At 71.9% G+C, this 15590-nt stretch carries 13 protein-coding genes; 7 read left to right on the plus strand and 6 right to left on the minus strand.

Going from position 1 to position 15590, the window contains the following annotated elements; translation table 11 throughout:
- The first annotated feature begins 68 nt into the window (after window positions 1–68).
- The 4 genes from ACFXOA_RS19975 to ACFXOA_RS19990 all read left to right on the plus strand — a co-directional run bounded on the left by ACFXOA_RS19975 (window position 69) and on the right by ACFXOA_RS19990 (window position 4175).
- Window positions 69–1235, plus strand: a complete 1167-nt coding sequence (locus ACFXOA_RS19975; RefSeq protein WP_385029893.1) for an ROK family glucokinase — start codon at window positions 69–71, stop codon at window positions 1233–1235.
- Window positions 1236–1357: 122 nt separating this feature from the next.
- Window positions 1358–2017 (plus strand): hypothetical protein, encoded by a 660-nt coding sequence (locus ACFXOA_RS19980; RefSeq protein WP_385029896.1) that lies wholly within the window; start codon window positions 1358–1360, stop codon window positions 2015–2017.
- A gap of 29 nt (window positions 2018–2046) precedes the next feature.
- Entirely contained in the window at window positions 2047–2412 is a 366-nt protein-coding gene (locus tag ACFXOA_RS19985) for a hypothetical protein (RefSeq protein ID WP_385029899.1), read from the plus strand.
- Window positions 2413–2741: 329 nt separating this feature from the next.
- Window positions 2742–4175 (plus strand): nucleobase:cation symporter-2 family protein, encoded by a 1434-nt coding sequence (locus ACFXOA_RS19990; protein WP_385029902.1) that lies wholly within the window; start codon window positions 2742–2744, stop codon window positions 4173–4175.
- Window positions 4176–4244: 69 nt separating this feature from the next.
- Here ACFXOA_RS19990 and ACFXOA_RS19995 read toward each other — a convergent pair whose 3' ends face one another.
- Window positions 4245–4847 (minus strand): hypothetical protein, encoded by a 603-nt coding sequence (locus ACFXOA_RS19995; protein ID WP_385029905.1) that lies wholly within the window; start codon window positions 4845–4847, stop codon window positions 4245–4247.
- A gap of 169 nt (window positions 4848–5016) precedes the next feature.
- A complete protein-coding gene (locus tag ACFXOA_RS20000) occupies window positions 5017–5751 on the minus strand; it encodes a translation initiation factor IF-2 (RefSeq protein ID WP_385029908.1) in 735 nt (244 codons plus the stop codon).
- Between the two features lie 185 nt (window positions 5752–5936).
- Here ACFXOA_RS20000 and ACFXOA_RS20005 point away from each other — a divergent pair, with 185 nt between their 5' ends.
- Window positions 5937–6374 (plus strand): VOC family protein, encoded by a 438-nt coding sequence (locus ACFXOA_RS20005; protein ID WP_385029911.1) that lies wholly within the window; start codon window positions 5937–5939, stop codon window positions 6372–6374.
- 51 nt (window positions 6375–6425) lie between these two features.
- Here ACFXOA_RS20005 and ACFXOA_RS20010 read toward each other — a convergent pair whose 3' ends face one another.
- The gene (locus ACFXOA_RS20010; protein ID WP_385029914.1) at window positions 6426–7097 is read right to left on the minus strand and encodes a response regulator; all 672 of its coding nucleotides are present in this window, start codon (window positions 7095–7097) and stop codon (window positions 6426–6428) included.
- Window positions 7072–8247: a sensor histidine kinase gene (locus ACFXOA_RS20015; RefSeq protein WP_385029917.1), complete on the minus strand. Its 1176-nt coding sequence runs from the start codon at window positions 8245–8247 to the stop codon at window positions 7072–7074. The genes ACFXOA_RS20010 and ACFXOA_RS20015 overlap by 26 nt, the downstream gene beginning before the upstream one ends.
- 426 nt (window positions 8248–8673) lie before the next feature.
- Here ACFXOA_RS20015 and ACFXOA_RS20020 point away from each other — a divergent pair, with 426 nt between their 5' ends.
- Window positions 8674–10857: an MMPL family transporter gene (locus ACFXOA_RS20020; RefSeq protein ID WP_385029920.1), complete on the plus strand. Its 2184-nt coding sequence runs from the start codon at window positions 8674–8676 to the stop codon at window positions 10855–10857.
- A gap of 195 nt (window positions 10858–11052) precedes the next feature.
- Here ACFXOA_RS20020 and ACFXOA_RS20025 read toward each other — a convergent pair whose 3' ends face one another.
- Window positions 11053–12270 (minus strand): FAD-dependent monooxygenase, encoded by a 1218-nt coding sequence (locus ACFXOA_RS20025; protein WP_385029923.1) that lies wholly within the window; start codon window positions 12268–12270, stop codon window positions 11053–11055.
- 403 nt (window positions 12271–12673) lie between these two features.
- On the opposite strand from ACFXOA_RS20025, the gene ACFXOA_RS20030 reads away from it, so the two are divergent.
- On the plus strand, window positions 12674–13243 hold the full coding sequence (locus ACFXOA_RS20030; RefSeq protein ID WP_385029926.1) for an SMI1/KNR4 family protein: 570 nt from the start codon (window positions 12674–12676) through the stop codon (window positions 13241–13243).
- 183 nt (window positions 13244–13426) lie between these two features.
- Here the strand turns inward: ACFXOA_RS20030 and ACFXOA_RS20035 are convergent, their stop codons facing one another.
- Window positions 13427–15319 carry an alkyl/aryl-sulfatase gene (locus tag ACFXOA_RS20035; RefSeq protein WP_385029929.1) on the minus strand — a complete coding sequence of 631 codons (1893 nt, stop codon included), beginning with the start codon at window positions 15317–15319 and terminating at the stop codon, window positions 13427–13429.
- Window positions 15320–15590: the final 271 nt, after the last annotated feature.

Below are 15590 nucleotides of genomic sequence, written 5' to 3' on the forward strand. Positions count from 1 at the left end.
TCGTCCACGGCGGGCGCCGTCCGCCGCCGTGACGGACCCCGTTCGGCCCCCCGACCTGCGCAGGGACGATGAGCACGTACCGCGACCTCACCCACCGCGGCTCCGCCCGAGCCACCGTTCTGCGGACCGTCGGCACCCGGGAGCGGCGCTCGCACCTCACGGCGCCGCGGGTTCCCACCGTCGGGATCGACATCGGCGGCACGAAGGTGATGGCCGGAGTCGTCGACGCCGACGGCAACATCCTCGAGACCCTGCGGGCCGAGACACCGGACAAGTCCAAGAGCGCCAAGGTCGTCGAGGACACCATCGTCGAGCTGGTCCTGGACCTCTCCGACCGGCACGACGTGCACGCCGTCGGCATCGGGGCAGCCGGCTGGGTCGACGCGGACCGCTCCAAGGTGCTGTTCGCCCCGCACCTCGCCTGGCGCGACGAGCCCCTCAGGGACGCCCTGGCCTCCCGCCTCGTCGTCCCCGTGATGGTCGACAACGACGCCAACACCGCCGCATGGGCGGAATGGCGCTTCGGCGCCGGCCGGGGCGAGGACCACCTGGTCATGATCACGCTCGGCACCGGCATCGGTGGCGCGATCCTGGAGGACGGGCAGGTCAAGCGGGGCAAGTACGGCGTCGCGGGTGAGTTCGGCCACATGCAGGTCGTGCCCGGCGGACACCGCTGCCCGTGCGGAAACCGAGGCTGCTGGGAGCAGTACAGCTCGGGCAACGCACTCGTCCGCGAGGCGAGGGAGCTCGCCGCGGCGGACTCCCCGGTGGCGCACGGCATCATCGAGCGGGTCAAGGGCAGCGTCCCCGACATCACGGGTCCGCTGATCACCGAGCTGGCCCGTGAGGGCGACGCCATGTGCGTCGAGCTCCTCCAGGACATCGGCCAGTGGCTCGGTGTCGGCATCGCCAACCTCGCCGCCGCCCTCGACCCGTCCTGCTTCGTCATCGGCGGAGGGGTCAGTGCCGCCGACGACCTGCTGATCGGCCCCGCCCGGGACGCCTTCAAGCGCCACCTCACGGGCCGCGGCTACCGCCCCGAGGCCCGGATCGCGAAGGCACAGCTCGGACCCGAGGCGGGTATGGTCGGCGCCGCCGACCTGGCCCGTCTCGTCGCCCGCAGGTTCCGCCGCACCAACCGGCGCCGGGTCGAGCGGTACGAGCGGTACGCGCAGTTCTACGACCAGGCGGCGAGCACCATCCGGAGCAGCCGCGGAGCCCGCCCGTCCGACTGAGCCGACGGCGGCCCCACCCGCGGCGCCCGGTGCTCACCGGCAGCCGCCGGCAGGCACAGCCGCCCCGCGACATCCCGCCCGCACACTCCGCTCCGTACCGCAGCCCCGAGGGATCACCGACCATGACCGCAGCCGAGCAGAACATCGTGCGGAGCCAGCCGCCCTCGTCCGGTTCCCCGGGGTCTCCGGGGTCTCCGGGCGAGCCCGGGAACCCCGGTTCCACGGGCTCCACGGGCGACGGCGGCGGGACACCCCCGCAGGACCGGCGCCGGATGATCCGCCGACGGCTGATCACGCTGACGATCATCGTGCTGCTCATCGGGATCCCCGCGGGGTACCTGGTGATCTCGGCCGGCCAGAGCCGCCGCTCGGGCAAGGACAAGGAGGCCGAGGCCGCCGCCCAGGGGCTGCGCGAGGACTGGCCGTCCGGAATGCAGCGAAGGATCTTCGAGCTGCCCGTACCGGGCAACGCGACCGGGGTCCAGTACTACGAGACGAACAACTGGAAAGCCAGCCGGATGTACGTGAAGTTCCGTACGACCTCGGCCGGCCTGGACCGCTTCCTGAGCGGGATGGGTACCGGCCGGGCCGCGCTGGAGACCGGCAAGGTCACCATCGGGTCACGGGATCTCAAGATCACCGGCTGGTACTTCGGACCGGGTGTCGACTGGGCCGGCACGGTCCACAAGAACAAGGACCCGCGCCCGACCCAGAACATCACCGTCAACATGACCGACCCCGCGGCGCCCGTCGTCTACGTGGTCTCCGCCGCGACCCCCTGAGGACCGCGGGACGGTAGTAGGTTCTCCGCGTGTGCCACTACGCGGAGAAGTCCTACAAGCCGCACTACGTGTGCGTGCCGTGCCGTGTCTCGTTCAAGCGGCATCCGGCGACCGCGCCCGAAGGGCACCGCTGCCCGCGGTGCGCGGGCCCGATGCTCTGCGCCGGTCACGACTTCGCCGCGCCGCGGCGCCGGGACGCCAAGGCGTGGACCGTCGTCGCCGCTGTGCTCGGGGCCGGCCTCCGGTACGAGGGCCTGGAGCCGTGCGGCTGCGGCCGGCGGCCCGCGTTCAGGCCCCGCACGCGAGCGCAGCTGCGGGCCCGCCGGATCGCGGCGGAACGCACCGGCACCTCGCTCGCGGACATGCTCGGACGGGTGGATCCCTGGGACGGATGACACGGCGGGACGGCGGCGGCGACGCCGCCGACGCGGAGAAACCGCCGGAGCGGCCCGTCGTATACCGGGGCGCGCGCCGCGTCCGCCCCGTCGCGGCCACGTGCCCAGGAGCGCGCGTCGGAGGAACGTGACGCCGGATCGGAGCGCCCCACGCCGGTGAACAGGCCATATCGGGCTTCGCGAGGGCCATGCCCGGCCCGTCACGGCAAAAGCAACATCGCCGTCCGTCCGGGGAAACGCCACTGAAACAACGTCAACAAAAAGTTGACCCCGCTGTTCCGGCCGACGGGCCCGGCACCGGATTCCGTCCCCGGCACCCGCATACCCCGATGCTGTTCTCCCTCTCCCGGAGGCTCGCCGTGTCCCAGGTCCCCGACGCATCAGCGTCCCCCGCCGCTCCACCCGCCCGGCACCCGGTCGACGAGGTCCTGCCTCCCGCCCGGCTCGGGCTGCTCGGCCTCCAGCACGTGCTGGTGATGTACACCGGCTGCGTCACCGTGCCGCTCGTCTTCGGCGCCGCGGCCGGCCTCGACACCTCCACCATCGGGCTGCTCATCAACGCCGACCTCCTGGTGGCCGGACTCATCACCCTGCTCCAGGCGCTCGGCGTCGGCAGGTTCCTCGGCGTCCGTCTCCCGGTCGTCGCGGGCGCCACCTTCGCCGCCGTCACCCCGATGATCCTCATTGCCGGGGAGTACGGTCTCCAGGCGGTGTACGGATCGATGATCGCCGCCGGCGTCTTCGGACTGCTGGTCGCGATACCGTTCGCGCGCGCGGTGCGGTTCTTCCCGCCGCTGGTCAGCGGATCCGTCATCACCGTGATCGGACTCTCCCTGATCGGTGTCGCGGCCGGGCTGATAGCCGGTCAGGACCCCGCCGCCGAGGACTACGCGGCGCCCGGCCACCTCGCCCTGGCCGGCGGCATCGTCCTGCTGATCGTCCTGGTCAACCGCTTCACCAGCGGCTTCCTCTCTCAACTCGGCGTGCTGCTCGGCCTGCTGGCCGGCACGGCGGTCGCCGTCCCCATGGGCCTCACGGACTTCTCCTCCGTGAGCGGCGCCGACTGGTTCGGCCTGGCCTCCCCCTTCCACTTCGGTGCCCCGCACTTCCCGGTCGCCGCCGTCATCTCCATGTGCGTCGTCATGCTGGTGATATTCACCGAGTCGACCGCCGACATGCTCGCCGTCGGCGAGATGACCGGCCGCCCGCTCACCCGCAAGGACCTGGCGCGCGGCCTCGCCGCCGACGGCCTCTCCGGCATCCTCGGGGGAGTCATGAACGGCTTCCTGGACACCGTGTTCGCGCAGAACGTCGGCCTGGTCGGCATGACCAAGGTGCGCAGCCGCTACGTCGCCGCCGTGGCCGGAGGAATCCTCGTGGTCCTCGCACTCATCCCGAAGCTCGGCGAGCTCGTCGCCTCGCTGCCCGGCCCGGTCATCGGCGGCGCCGGACTCGTCATGTTCGCCACCGTCACCGCCGTCGGGGTCAACACCTTGCGGAAGGTGGAGTTCGAAGGCACCGGCAACCTGCTCATCGTGGCCGTATCCGTCGGGGTCGGCATGCTCCCCGTCGTCGCCCCCGCCTTCTACCACGCCTTCCCGACCTGGGTGCAGATCATCGGCGGCAGCGCCATCACCAGTGCGACCGTCACCGCGTTCCTGCTGAACCTGCTGTTCAACCACACACCCGGACGGAAGAAGGCCGGCCGCCCTGAACCGGAGGCGTCCGGCGACCCCGCCCCGGAACCGGCCGCCGCCAACTGAGACGGCGCCGGTTCCGCGCTCTCGGATCCGGCCGTGGGAGGCGACAGGCTCCGGTCGTCCCGCCGGCCGTCAGCGGACGGCCGAGGGCGCGGGGCTCACCGCGGACCGGCACGTGGCCGCTCGGGGCACGTCCTCGCCGTACTCGGCGAGCGAGCACAGAGTTGCGAACGAGATCCTCCAGATCTGGTCCTGGAGCACCGCGGTGCCGGTGAGGTCCGCGGCGACGGCCTGCCCGCCGGAGACGAGCGCGTAGACCACAGTGGCTCGCAGACCGTCGGTGAACTCGACGGAGTCCACGCGGGAGCGCAGCGCGCTCGCGCGTGGATCCGTGGCGAAGGCCTCGACCATCAGACCGTACTGCTCGCCGTTCTCGACCAGTCCGGTCCGGTCCTCGACGGAGGACTCAGGGGCGAAGAAGCCTTCCCAGGCATCCCTGACACCTGCTTCCGCGACCACGGGATCGGCGGGAGCCGACGCTGTGGGCAAGGGCCGGCCGGAAGGCCCGGGCGAGGGGGCGGAGCGCGCGGGCAGCACGGTCGTCGAGGACCGGGGCACGGCGGAGGGGCGGGGAGCGGATTCCCGGTCCTGGTCCGCGCACGCGGAGAGGGCCAGCAGGGAGACCACGGCCACGGCCACGAAGGCCGGCATGGGTACCGATCGCATCCAGGGCACAGCCACCGCTCCTCACTCCCCGTCCGCCACCGCGCGCCTCCGGCGGGGCCGGTCCCGTGACGGCGTACGGCGCGCACTCACGCCGAGCGTAGAACCGGGACCGCGCGGCGGCGCGGAACACCACGCGAGACCGACCGGTTCGTGGGCCACGGACGCCGGGGCTCCCGTGTCAGTGCGGGGCCGGGACCGGATGGAGCGCGTTGCCGATGCCGCAGCCGCCCTCTCCGGCCATCCGCTGGACACGGGCGGGGACCCAGACGCGGGTCTCGCCCGGGCTCACCCGGGCGAGCAGGCAGTCCTGCGGGTCGAAGTGGTTGCCCTCCAGCGACAGCAGGACGCCGACAGCGCCGTCCTCGGCCTCCACCTCACTGCGGATCGCCGGATCCAGGTCGAGGGAGGAGAGCGCACGGCGTACCTCCGCCTCGTCCACCCTGCCGCCCGCGGGCACCCGCGGGAGCTCCGCGCGCAGCCGCTCGGACGGCAGCCGCGGCGGCTCCGGCGCCGGCGGGAAGGCCAGCGCCGATCCGTCCGGGCACTTCACGTCGCGGGGCTCCTCGCCCCACTCCGCCCTCGGTGACACCCGTACGGTGAAGCAACGCCGAACGGTGACCTCCTCGACGTCGATCCATCCCTTGTACGCCGAGCCGGACGTGCGGACCACCACGTCCACGCCGTCCCCCTCGTCCGTCGAGGTACCGGATAGGCGCATGACCTCCACCCCGTCGATGCCGGAGGCGGAGCGCCCTACCTCCTGCGCCGTACGCGGACGTTGGCTGTGCAGCAGCTTCCCCGCCCTCAGGGCCACCTCCCGTGCGGCGTCCGTGGCCTCCTCGTCGGAGGGCTGAAGCACCCCACAGCCCACGCAGGTGACCAACAGCACGGCCGGCAGCAGCAGTCGACGCACACGGGCCCCTTCCCCCATCGCCCACAGCGGTCAACGGCCGCTGCGCTCCCACTCGTTCAGGTGATCGTACTCAGCCGACCGGTGGCGTCCTTCACCCGCCGGGGCGGGGCATGCGCCCGGCACACCCGGAACACCCGCCCGTACGCCGCTCCTCCGACGCCGGAGACCGCCCTAGCATGCGGGTCATGGCCATCAGACTTGAGAACGTCGGCATCGCCGTTCGTGACCTCGAAGCGGCGATCTCCTTCTTCACCGACCTGGGGCTCACGGTCCTCGGCCGTGACACGGTGAGTGGCGAGTGGACCGACACGGCGGTCGGGCTCGACGGCAATCACGCGAGCATCGCCATGCTGCAGACCCCGGACGGTCAGGGCCGGCTCGAACTCTTCGAGTACATCCACCCCGAGGCCATCGAGACGGAGCCCACCCTCCCCAACGAGATCGGCATGCACCGCGTCGCGTTCTCGGTCGACGACATCGAGGAGGCCCTCGCGACGGCGGCGCGGCACGGATGCCATCCCCTCCGGGGGGTGGCGACCTACGAGGACGTCTACAAGCTGACGTACCTCCGCGGTCCCAGCGGCATCCTCGTCATGCTGGCCGAGGAGCTGAAGAAGGGGTGACCGCCGGGCTGCCCGGAATCCGGGCCGGCCGTCCGCCGGTGTGCCCGCGATTCAGTCCGTGAGCCGGCCGGGTCTGACCAAGCCGTACTCGTAGGCCATGACCACGACCTGCGACCTGTCCCGAGCGCCCAGTTTGGCCATGATGCGGCTGACGTGGGTCTTCGCGGTCAGAGGCGAGACGACGAGCCGCGCGGCGATCTCGTCGTTGGTGTGTCCGGCGGCGATCAGCCGCATGACCTCACGCTCACGGCTGGTCAGTGCGTCGAGCCGCTGATCGGGCCGCGGGGGGTTGTCCGGACGGCGGGCGAATTCGGCGATGAGCCGACGGGTGACGGAAGGGCTGATGAGCGCGTCGCCCCGCACGGCGACCCGAACCGCGTGCAGGAGCTCCGCCGGTTCGGTGTCCTTGACGAGGAAGCCCGTGGCGCCGGCCCGCAGAGAGCCGTACACGTACTCGTCGAGGTCGAAGGTCGTCAGCATGACGACCTTCACCGCCGCCAGTTCGTCGTCGGTGGTGATCCGGCGAGCCGCTTCGAGCCCGTCCATGACCGGCATGCGGATGTCCATCAGCGCCACGTCGGGCCGTAGTTCGCGGCAGGCGGCGAGGGCCGCCTGACCGTCGGCGGCCTCGGCGACCACCCGCAGGTCGTCCTCGTCGTCGAGAATCCCGCGGATCCCGGCGCGAACGAGGCGCTGGTCATCCGCCAGCAGGATCCTGATCATCAACTGCTCCGCCGATCGGTTCGTGGTGGTCGGAGAACGGCAGCCGGGTCCGGACGACGAACCCGCCCGTGCTGCCAGGTCCTGCGCTCAGGGTTCCGCCCAGTGCGCGCGCCCGCTCCGTCATGCCTGTGATGCCGCTGCCGCCTCCCTGCCCGGACAGGGTCGCACCTCGCCCGTCGTCCCGGACACTGAGCGCCAGTTCCAGCTCGCCGTGGTGGATCCGGACCACGACGTGCCGGGCGTTGCTGTGCCTGACGGCGTTGGTCAGTGACTCCTGGACGATGCGGTAGGCGGCGAGGTCGACCGACGGGGGGAGAGGCGACCGGGATCCGCTCCGCTCGACGCGTACGTCCAGACCGGCCCGGGAGGCCGAGGACACCAGCTCGCCGATCCCGGACAGGCCGGGTGACGGGGCGGTGGGAGCCTCTTCGTCCACCTGGCGCAACACGCCGAGGGTGGCGCGGAGCTCCCGCAGGCCCTCCTTGCTGCCCTGTTTGATGGCGGTCAGCGCCTCCTCGGCCTGGGCGGGGTCCTTGTGCAGGCGGTGCAGCGCTGACGACGCCTGCACGTGGATCATCGACATGTTGTGGCCGATCACGTCGTGCAGCTCACGGGCGATGCGCAACCGCTCCTGGGTGGCGCGCAGCCTCGCCTCCTCCTCGGCGTAGGCGACCCTGCCGTGGCGCACACCGCCCAGGGCCAGGACCGCGACCAGCCAGCCGGCCAGCATGAACACCGCTGTGCCGTTGACATCGCCGGTTCCGGCGAGAACTCCCGCACCCACGCCGACGACCATCACGGCGGCCATCGCCACCGATGCCTGCGTCCGCCCTCCGGCCGCCAGCGCGTACAGGGCGGCGATCGGGATCACGACGAGAGGTCCGTCGACCGTGCTCAGCAGGTAGTACACGCCCGTGCCGGTCACCGTGAACCAGCCGACCGCCACCGGGTGCCGGCCGCGCAGAGGCAGCGCCGCACACACCGCCACCGCCAGGAGCCAGGAGCCGGCCACCGATGCGGAAGCGTCCCACCCCGAGCCCAGCCGCTGTCCCTCGGCGACCCCTGTCAGCGCCAGCACGACCCCCGCGACGGCAAGGTCGGCGCGTCGCCCGGTGGGCAGGTGGAGGCGCGTGAGATCGAGATGCGGCATTGCTTCATTCTGCCTGGGGCACGGCGCGAACCGGGGTGATTTGTTCTCATATGTGCCTGGACTGGGTGCTGAAGGAGTACGTGACAGGCCCGTCGTACGACTGCTGGTGTACGGGGGCGTCCTCGTCTGCTGCCTTCGGTGCAGGCCGGCTGTCATCCGTGGGCCGACGCCCGCGCCCGGGGCTCACGAGCACCATCGAGGGCACGTCGTCGTCACCGCTCCCCGCACCCGGATCAGCGCCGCACCGGTCGGCGCTCTCGTGGCCGCCGCTGCCGGAACTCCGCTGGTCACAGCAGCCGGACTGCTGTCGACCACGGCCGGCGGTGCGATCGCCGGGCCGGCGCCCGGCCTGCCCGCCGTCTCGGGGGCGGTCGTGGGCGCGGCGACGGCGTCAGGTCACATCCGCTCGAACTCGAGGTAGGCACCATGTCTTCCCCCCGCGGCTCCGCCGCGTCTCCCGCGCCGCCCGGACCCCAGGGCGCGGGGTCCGCGCCGGTAGGACGTCTCGGTGCCCTGGCGGGCTGGGCTCAGCGCCGTCGCTGGGCGGCCCTCCTGCTCTGGGTGGCCGTGGTGGCGGCCATCACCTTGGGCTCCACCGCTGCCGGCTCCGCGTACAGGAACGACTTCTCGCTACCGGGCACCGACTCCCAGGCGGCCACCGACCTCCTCAGGGAGCACGGCAGCGACCAGGCCGGCGACAGCGTCGAGATCGTCTTCAAGGACACCGCCGGCGTCGCCGCCGACAAGGGCGTCGTCGAGCCGATGCTGGCCAGGGTGAGGCACATGGCTGGCGTCGCCGACGTGCGCAGCCCCTTCACCGACGCCTCGGCGGTGTCCGAGGACGGCACCATCGCCTACGCCTCCGTCACCCTGGCCGGCAAGACGGAGGAGGTGCCCAAGGAGGACGTCGCCGAGATCATCGACACCGCGCAGGGCATCGCCACCGACCACCTGCGGGTCGAGGTGGGCGGTGAGGCCGCGCGCAACGCGGAGGACAAGGCGGGCCCGACCGCCGAGCTCACCGGGATCGTGGCCGCACTCGTGATCCTGGTGCTGCTGTTCGGCTCACTGCTGGCGGCATCGCTTCCGCTGATCACCGCGCTCTTCGCCGTCGGCGGCGCCATCGGCCTCATCGCCCTGGCCTCGCACATCTTCACCGTGGCCGACTTCACGCCCCCCATCCTGATGCTCGTCGGGCTCGGCGTCGGTGTCGACTACGCGCTGCTGATCTTCTACCGGTACCGGCACGAACTCCTCGCCGGTGCGCAGCCCGCGGAGGCAGGCCGCAAGGCCCTCGACTCCGCCGGACGCACGGTCTTCTTCGCCGGCTGCACCGTCATCGTCGCCCTCCTGGGCCTGGTCGCCCTCGGGCTGGGCTCCCTGCAGGGCATCGCACTCGCCGTGGCCGTCACCGTACTGATCACCATGGCCGCCTCCCTGGTACTGCTGCCCGCCCTGCTGGCACTGTTCGGCGACCGCATCCAGCGCCGTGTCATCGAGCAGCGGGCCAGGGCCACCGAGAAGGGGACGACCGAAGGCAGCCGCTGGCGTGCCATGGCCGGCGCGGTGCAGCGCCGCCCGATCCCGACCCTGCTGGCCGGTGTGATCGTGCTCCTGGCCCTGTCCGCACCGGCACTCGGCATGCGTCTGGGCTTCGCCGACTCCGGCAACGACCCCGTGGAGACCACCTCCCGCCACGCGTACGACCTGCTCGCGGAGGGCTTCGGCCCGGGATTCAACGGACCGCTCATCGTCCTGGTCGAGGGCGGCAAGGAAGTCGGCGAGGCCGTCCGGGCGGAGATCGCCGCCACCACCGGTGTGGCGGCGGCCGGTCCCGCCATGCCGTCCGAGGACGGGGCCCTGTCGACCGTCTTCGTCTACCCGGCGACCTCACCGCAGGCCGAGGGGACGGCGGACCTCGTGCACCACCTGCGGGACGACGTGGCCCCGGCCCTGGAACACCGCACCGGCGCCGAGGTGCTGGTGGGCGGTGCCACCGCCGCCTCCCAGGACGTCTCCGAGACACTCGCCGACCGGCTGCCGCTGTTCGTCGCCGTCGTCGTGGGCGTCTCCTCCCTGCTGCTCCTGCTGGTCTTCAGGTCGGTCTGGATCCCCGTCAAGGCAGCCGTCCTGAACCTGCTGTCCATCTCGGCCGCGCTCGGGGTGATCACCCTGGTGTTCCAGTACGGCTGGTTCGGGGCGCAGCCGGGCCCCGTCGAGGCCTTCATCCCGGCGCTGATCTTCGCGATCGTCTTCGGGCTGTCCATGGACTACGAGGTCTTCCTCGTCTCGCGAATCCACGAGGAATGGACGCGCACCGAGGACCCCTCGCTGTCCGTGAGCGAAGGGCTCGCCGCCACCGGCAAGGTCATCACCGCCGCGGCCGCCATCATGATGTTCGTCTTCGGTGCGTTCGTCCTCAGCTCCGACCGCATGCTCCAGCAGTTCGGGCTCGGCCTGGCCGTCGCCATCCTGCTCGACGCGGTGATCATCCGCTGCCTCATCGTCCCAGCCGTCATGCAGATGCTCGGCAACCGGGCCTGGTGGCTTCCCGCTCGGCTGGCCGGAAGGCTGCCCAGGTTCTCCATCGAACGCCCCGGGCGGGACTGAGCCCGCCCCGGATGGCTCCGGCCACCGCGACACCCCGTCACCTCGGCGTCCGGCGGCGTGGGCCACGAAGCACGTCGTGGCCCACGCCGTCCGGCGAACACCTGCGGCCGGGTGGGCCGTACGGCACGGGGCGCACACCGACGCGGGCCGACCGGTCCGTGACCGGACCCCGGCCCCGGACCGGTCGCCCCGGACCTACCCGGCCCTGATGCTGTGGCCGCCGAAGCCGCTGCGACGCTCGGAGCCGTTGTTCTGGGCCTGCCACCACGCGTCGAACTCCGTCCGGCCCATGGCGGACCAGTCGGGGGTGTTCTCGACCTGCGCGGCGCCCATCCTGCGGGCCAGGGCGACCATGGCCGCCCCGACCGGGCGGCGGCCGGCGTCGTAGGTCTCCAGGACCTCCTTCCAACTGCCCCCGGCGACCAACGCGTTCTCCAGCGCGTGCGCGTCCTGGAGCGCCTTCACGCTGCCGCCCCCGATGTGCGGCCTCGCCACGCCGGCGGCGTCCCCGACGAGGGCCATCCGGCCGGAGGCGTAGCGCGGGACCTCCAGGTCGTAGATGGGCTGGATGAACGTGGTCTCGGCGGGGGTGCGGAGCACCCTGGCGGCCCAGTAGGGCGGGAAGTGCTCGGCGACCAGGCCGCGCAGGTACGCCGTGAGCTCCGAGTCGAGCCTGCCCGGAGGCAGGGACGTCGGGGTCCGCAGGTCGGGGTACAGGTCTTCGGCCCGTGGCGGCGCCGTGTAGAGCACCCAGTTGAGGAGATGTCCTCCGGCGCCGTCCGGGATGCGGTAGAGCATGCAGTGGCCACCGGGGAAGACGATGTTGTGCGCGTCGCGCCCTTCCGAGGGGAGGTCCACGGCGTCGGGCGACGTTCCGCGCCAGCCGATGTATCCGGCGTATGCCGCCACCGTACCGGGGAACATGGCCTCCCGGACGACGGAACGGTACCCGTCCGCGCCGATCACGGCGTCGAAGTGCTCGCGCTCGCCGGTGTCGAGCCGCAGCGTCACGCCGTCGGCCTGCGGCTCGACACCGGTGACCACCGTTCCCGACCGGTAGGAGACCCCTTCGGGCACCCGGCGGCGCAGCTCGCTCCACAAGGAGCCCCAGCTGTAGGCGCGGAAGGGGAACGGCTGCTCCCCGATGACACGCCCGTGCTCGGCGGCACCGTCGCGCGCGCTCCACACCCGTCGGCTCAGCGGCGCCCAGGGCAACTGAGTGGTCACGTACCCGGCGTCCCTCAGCTCGTCGAACCTGTCGCTGTGCAGCGCTATGCCCACCCCCCTGTCACGGAGCCGGGCGTCGGCGCGCTCCAGGACGGTGATCCGCTCGGCCCCGCCGCGCGACGCGGCCAGTGCCACGGCACATCCGGCGATGCTCCCGCCGACCACGGCGATGCTGCCTCCACGCACGACCGGCGCTCCCTCCACTCAGTTGTCCGGTCGCCGTTCCGGCCGCGGTCGCACCAGCACTGCCGACCGCAACTGCACGTGAAAAGGCGCCCGTTGGCTCGGCCAGAACCCTACCGGGCGGCTCCGGCCGGTCGCGGGCCGGGAGAACGGGCCGCCGGCGGGGGCTTCGGCCGGGGACCCGGCGAGCCGCCTCGTGAAGGCTGAGGGGAAGTGCCCGCCGGCCGTGGGTCCGGGCAGCGATCCGGCGCGGCGTACCATCCGTGCCGGGTCCGCAGTCCGGCGCCCTCGGGCGGCCTCCCGGAACACGGGCTTCGAGGCCACGGCCGCGAGGCATCGACTCCTGAGGGCCGTCCAGCCGGTGTGGGCTCACGAAATCCAGGTGGAGAGGGCAGGGCAGAGGGGAATGAGCGTCGTGGAGAGCTGGTCCCGTGTGATGAATCTTCTGGAGCGGCTCGCCCCGGCCGATCACGCGGAACTTCCCGGGCCCGCCGCGGAACACGTGCTCGCGGCGGCCGAGGAACGGATGGGCATCGCCCTTCCCCAGGACCTGCGGGCGTGGCTGCTGCAGAACAACCTGGACCTTCCCGGTGAGGACGTGGACGACGATGTCGCGTGCTGCGGGTTCGCCGGGTTCCCGGACGAGGGAAGCTTCTTCCTGGGCATCCGGGCCATGGAGAGCCTCTACGCGAACCGATCCAGGCCCGGTGGATTCGACCCCCCGGATCGGCCGGAGCATCCGTTCTGGCGCAACGAGTGGATCCCCTTCCTGTCGGACCAGGACGGCTGGTCGGGCAAGTTCATCGACGTACGGGACGGACGCGTCGGCCGGTGGTTCGTGGGTGAGATCACGGTCACGGGTGAATACGAGTCGCTGGCCCACTACTTCGACTCCGTGACGCAGATGCTGACGCGTGTCGCCGAGGGAAGCCACCCGGTCTGCGAGGTCGGTGACGGGCGACTCGTCTGGTTGTGACCGGCCGTCGGCGTCGATCCGGCTACGACATCGTCCCGGCTCCCACGCGGTCCCGGCATCCGGACGGGCGGGCCGCCGGTCCTGGCTGCGCTGCCCGTGGTCCGGGTGTGTGCGTCGCCGCCGTGCCGTACGTGTGAGGGCGCGACGGCGACGCGATGTGGACCCGGGCGCGGGGGCTGCCGGTCAGGGCGTGACGATGGGGAAGTCCTGGTCGCCCGGGTCGAGCACCGCGGCGAGCCGTCGGAGTGCCGAGGTGTCACCCTCGACCTGGACGCCCGCCCGCTCCAGGCCGTCCGGCGTGAGCCCGGTGACGGCCAGCTCGGACAGGGTGCGGACGGTCGTGGTGAGCGTGACGTCGGCGGCCGTCCTCCGAGGCGCGGCGGTGTAGCTGAGCACCCCGTTGAACAGCCGGAGCCGGTAGTGCTCGTCGGCGTCGGTGAGCCGGACGTCGATCGTGAGGTTCTCGTCCCACGCCTTGGGACCGTCGATCTGGATGGAGAGGGCGTCGAAGAGCATCGTCGGCGTGAGGTGGGCGACGATGTCGGCCGATGCCGTGACGGTGGGGGTGCCGAACTGGCCTTCGCGCAGTTCGGTGGTGCCGGAGAGGAAGAAGTTGCGCCAGGTGCCGTTCTCCGCGCCGTAGCCCAGCTGTTCGAGGGTGTCGGCGAGCAGGACGCGGGCCCCGGCGTGATCGGGCTGGGCGAAGAGGAGGTGGCTGAGAACCTCGGCGGCCCAGCGGAAGTCGCCCTCCTCGAAGGAGCCGCGGGCCTTGTCCACCACGGCGTCGGCGCCACCCATGAACTCCACGTAGCGCTTGCCCGCCTCGACCGGCGGGTGTTGCCACAGGTGGGCCGGGTTTCCGTCGAACCAGCCCATGTAGCGCTGGTAGAGCGCCTTCAGGTTGTGGCTGACGGAGCCGTAATAGCCGTGTGCGTTCCAGGCGTTCTCCAGAGCCGGCGGCAGCTCCAGGTACTCGGCGATCTCGGTGCCGGTCCAGCCCTTGTTGATGAGCCGCAATGACTGGTCGTGGAGATAGCCGTACAGGTCCCGCTGGATCTCCAGGAACGCCACGACGCGTTCCTGGCCCCAGGTCGGCCAGTGATGCGAGGCGAACGCCACGTCCGTCGTCCCACCGAACAGATCGACCGCTTCGGTGAGCGCGTGCGACCAGGCATGCGGGTCGCGGACCACCGCGCCGCGCAGGGTCAGCAGATTGTGCAGGGTGTGGGTGGCGTCCTCGGCGGTGCACAGGGCGCGGAAATCGGGGAAGTGGATCAGGATCTCGGCCGGGGCTTCGGTGTTGGGCGCCATCTGGAAGACCATGCGGACCCCGTCGACGGTCTCCTCCTGTCCCGTCGTGGTGACGTCCAGGGTCGGAGGGATCAAGGTGACCGTGCCGGTCGAGGTCGTCTGGCCCAGCCCGGCGCCGACCGCCCCCTGCGGGCCACGGGCGAGCGCGGCACCGTACATGTAGGCGGCGCGGCGGCCCATGGCGGTTCCCGCGTACACGTTCTCGGCGACGGCGTGTTCGGTGAAACCCTCGGGCGCGATGACGGGCACGCGTCCCGCGTCCACGTCGTCCTGAGTGGTCACTCCCTTGACCCCGCCGAAGTGGTCCACGTGCGAATGCGTGTAGACGACGCCGGTGACCGGGCGCTCACCGCGGTGCTCGCGGTACAGCGCCAGCGCCGCCGCGGCGGTCTCCGTGGAGATCAGCGGGTCGATGACGACGACGCCGGTGGTGCCCTCGACGAACGTGATGTTCGACAGGTCGAGCCCCCGCACCTGGTAGATGCCCTCCACCACCTCGAACAGGCCCTGTTCGGCGACCAGTTGCGACTGCCGCCAGAGGCTCGGGTTCACGGTGTCCGGAGCCTCGCCCGCGAGGAAGGAGTAGGAGTCGCCGTCCCACACGACCCGCCCGTCCTCGGCCGTGACGGCACCCGGTACGCGTCGGGCGATCAGCCCCCGCGTCGCGTCCTCGAAATCCTGCCGGTCGGCGAAGGGAAGCCTCTCGCGCAGACGGGCCTGCTGACGGGCGATCGCAGGCTCGGCGGCCCTTGAAGAAGTGGTCATTCATGCATGTTTGCACTTCATGTCGCATTTTCCCGGTCATTGCGTCTCCTGAGGGCCTGACGCGGCGACGTGGACCACACCCGCCGCGACGGCACGGGGGACCGGATCGGCGTGCTGCGCCCGCTGCGCGACCGTCGAGGTGCCCGCGTCCTCCGAGAGGCCCGGACCCGATCGACGAGGCCGCCGGGAGCGCTCGACGGTCCGGGTCGCGGATGCGCCGGGGCGGTCGCCTTCCCCCGGCTGTGTGAGATCTTGTCGGACGTGAGAGGGT

Origin of the sequence: Streptomyces sp. NPDC059166 (genome assembly GCF_042755185.1) — a bacterium.
GTDB lineage: Bacteria > Actinomycetota > Actinomycetes > Streptomycetales > Streptomycetaceae > Streptomyces.

What these genes read in the sequence shown, in the direction of transcription:
- ACFXOA_RS20010 (WP_385029914.1), bottom strand. Translation starts at nt 7,097, where the DNA reads ATGATCAGGATCCTGCTGGCGGATGACCAGCGCCTCGTTCGCGCCGGG.
- ACFXOA_RS19975 (WP_385029893.1), top strand. Translation starts at nt 69, where the DNA reads ATGAGCACGTACCGCGACCTCACCCACCGCGGCTCCGCCCGAGCCACC.
- ACFXOA_RS20030 (WP_385029926.1), top strand. Translation starts at nt 12,674, where the DNA reads ATGAGCGTCGTGGAGAGCTGGTCCCGTGTGATGAATCTTCTGGAGCGG.
- ACFXOA_RS20035 (WP_385029929.1), bottom strand. Translation starts at nt 15,319, where the DNA reads ATGACCACTTCTTCAAGGGCCGCCGAGCCTGCGATCGCCCGTCAGCAG.
- ACFXOA_RS19980 (WP_385029896.1), top strand. Translation starts at nt 1,358, where the DNA reads ATGACCGCAGCCGAGCAGAACATCGTGCGGAGCCAGCCGCCCTCGTCC.
- ACFXOA_RS20005 (WP_385029911.1), top strand. Translation starts at nt 5,937, where the DNA reads ATGGCCATCAGACTTGAGAACGTCGGCATCGCCGTTCGTGACCTCGAA.
- ACFXOA_RS20020 (WP_385029920.1), top strand. Translation starts at nt 8,674, where the DNA reads ATGTCTTCCCCCCGCGGCTCCGCCGCGTCTCCCGCGCCGCCCGGACCC.
- ACFXOA_RS20015 (WP_385029917.1), bottom strand. Translation starts at nt 8,247, where the DNA reads ATGCCGCATCTCGATCTCACGCGCCTCCACCTGCCCACCGGGCGACGC.
- ACFXOA_RS19990 (WP_385029902.1), top strand. Translation starts at nt 2,742, where the DNA reads ATGCTGTTCTCCCTCTCCCGGAGGCTCGCCGTGTCCCAGGTCCCCGAC.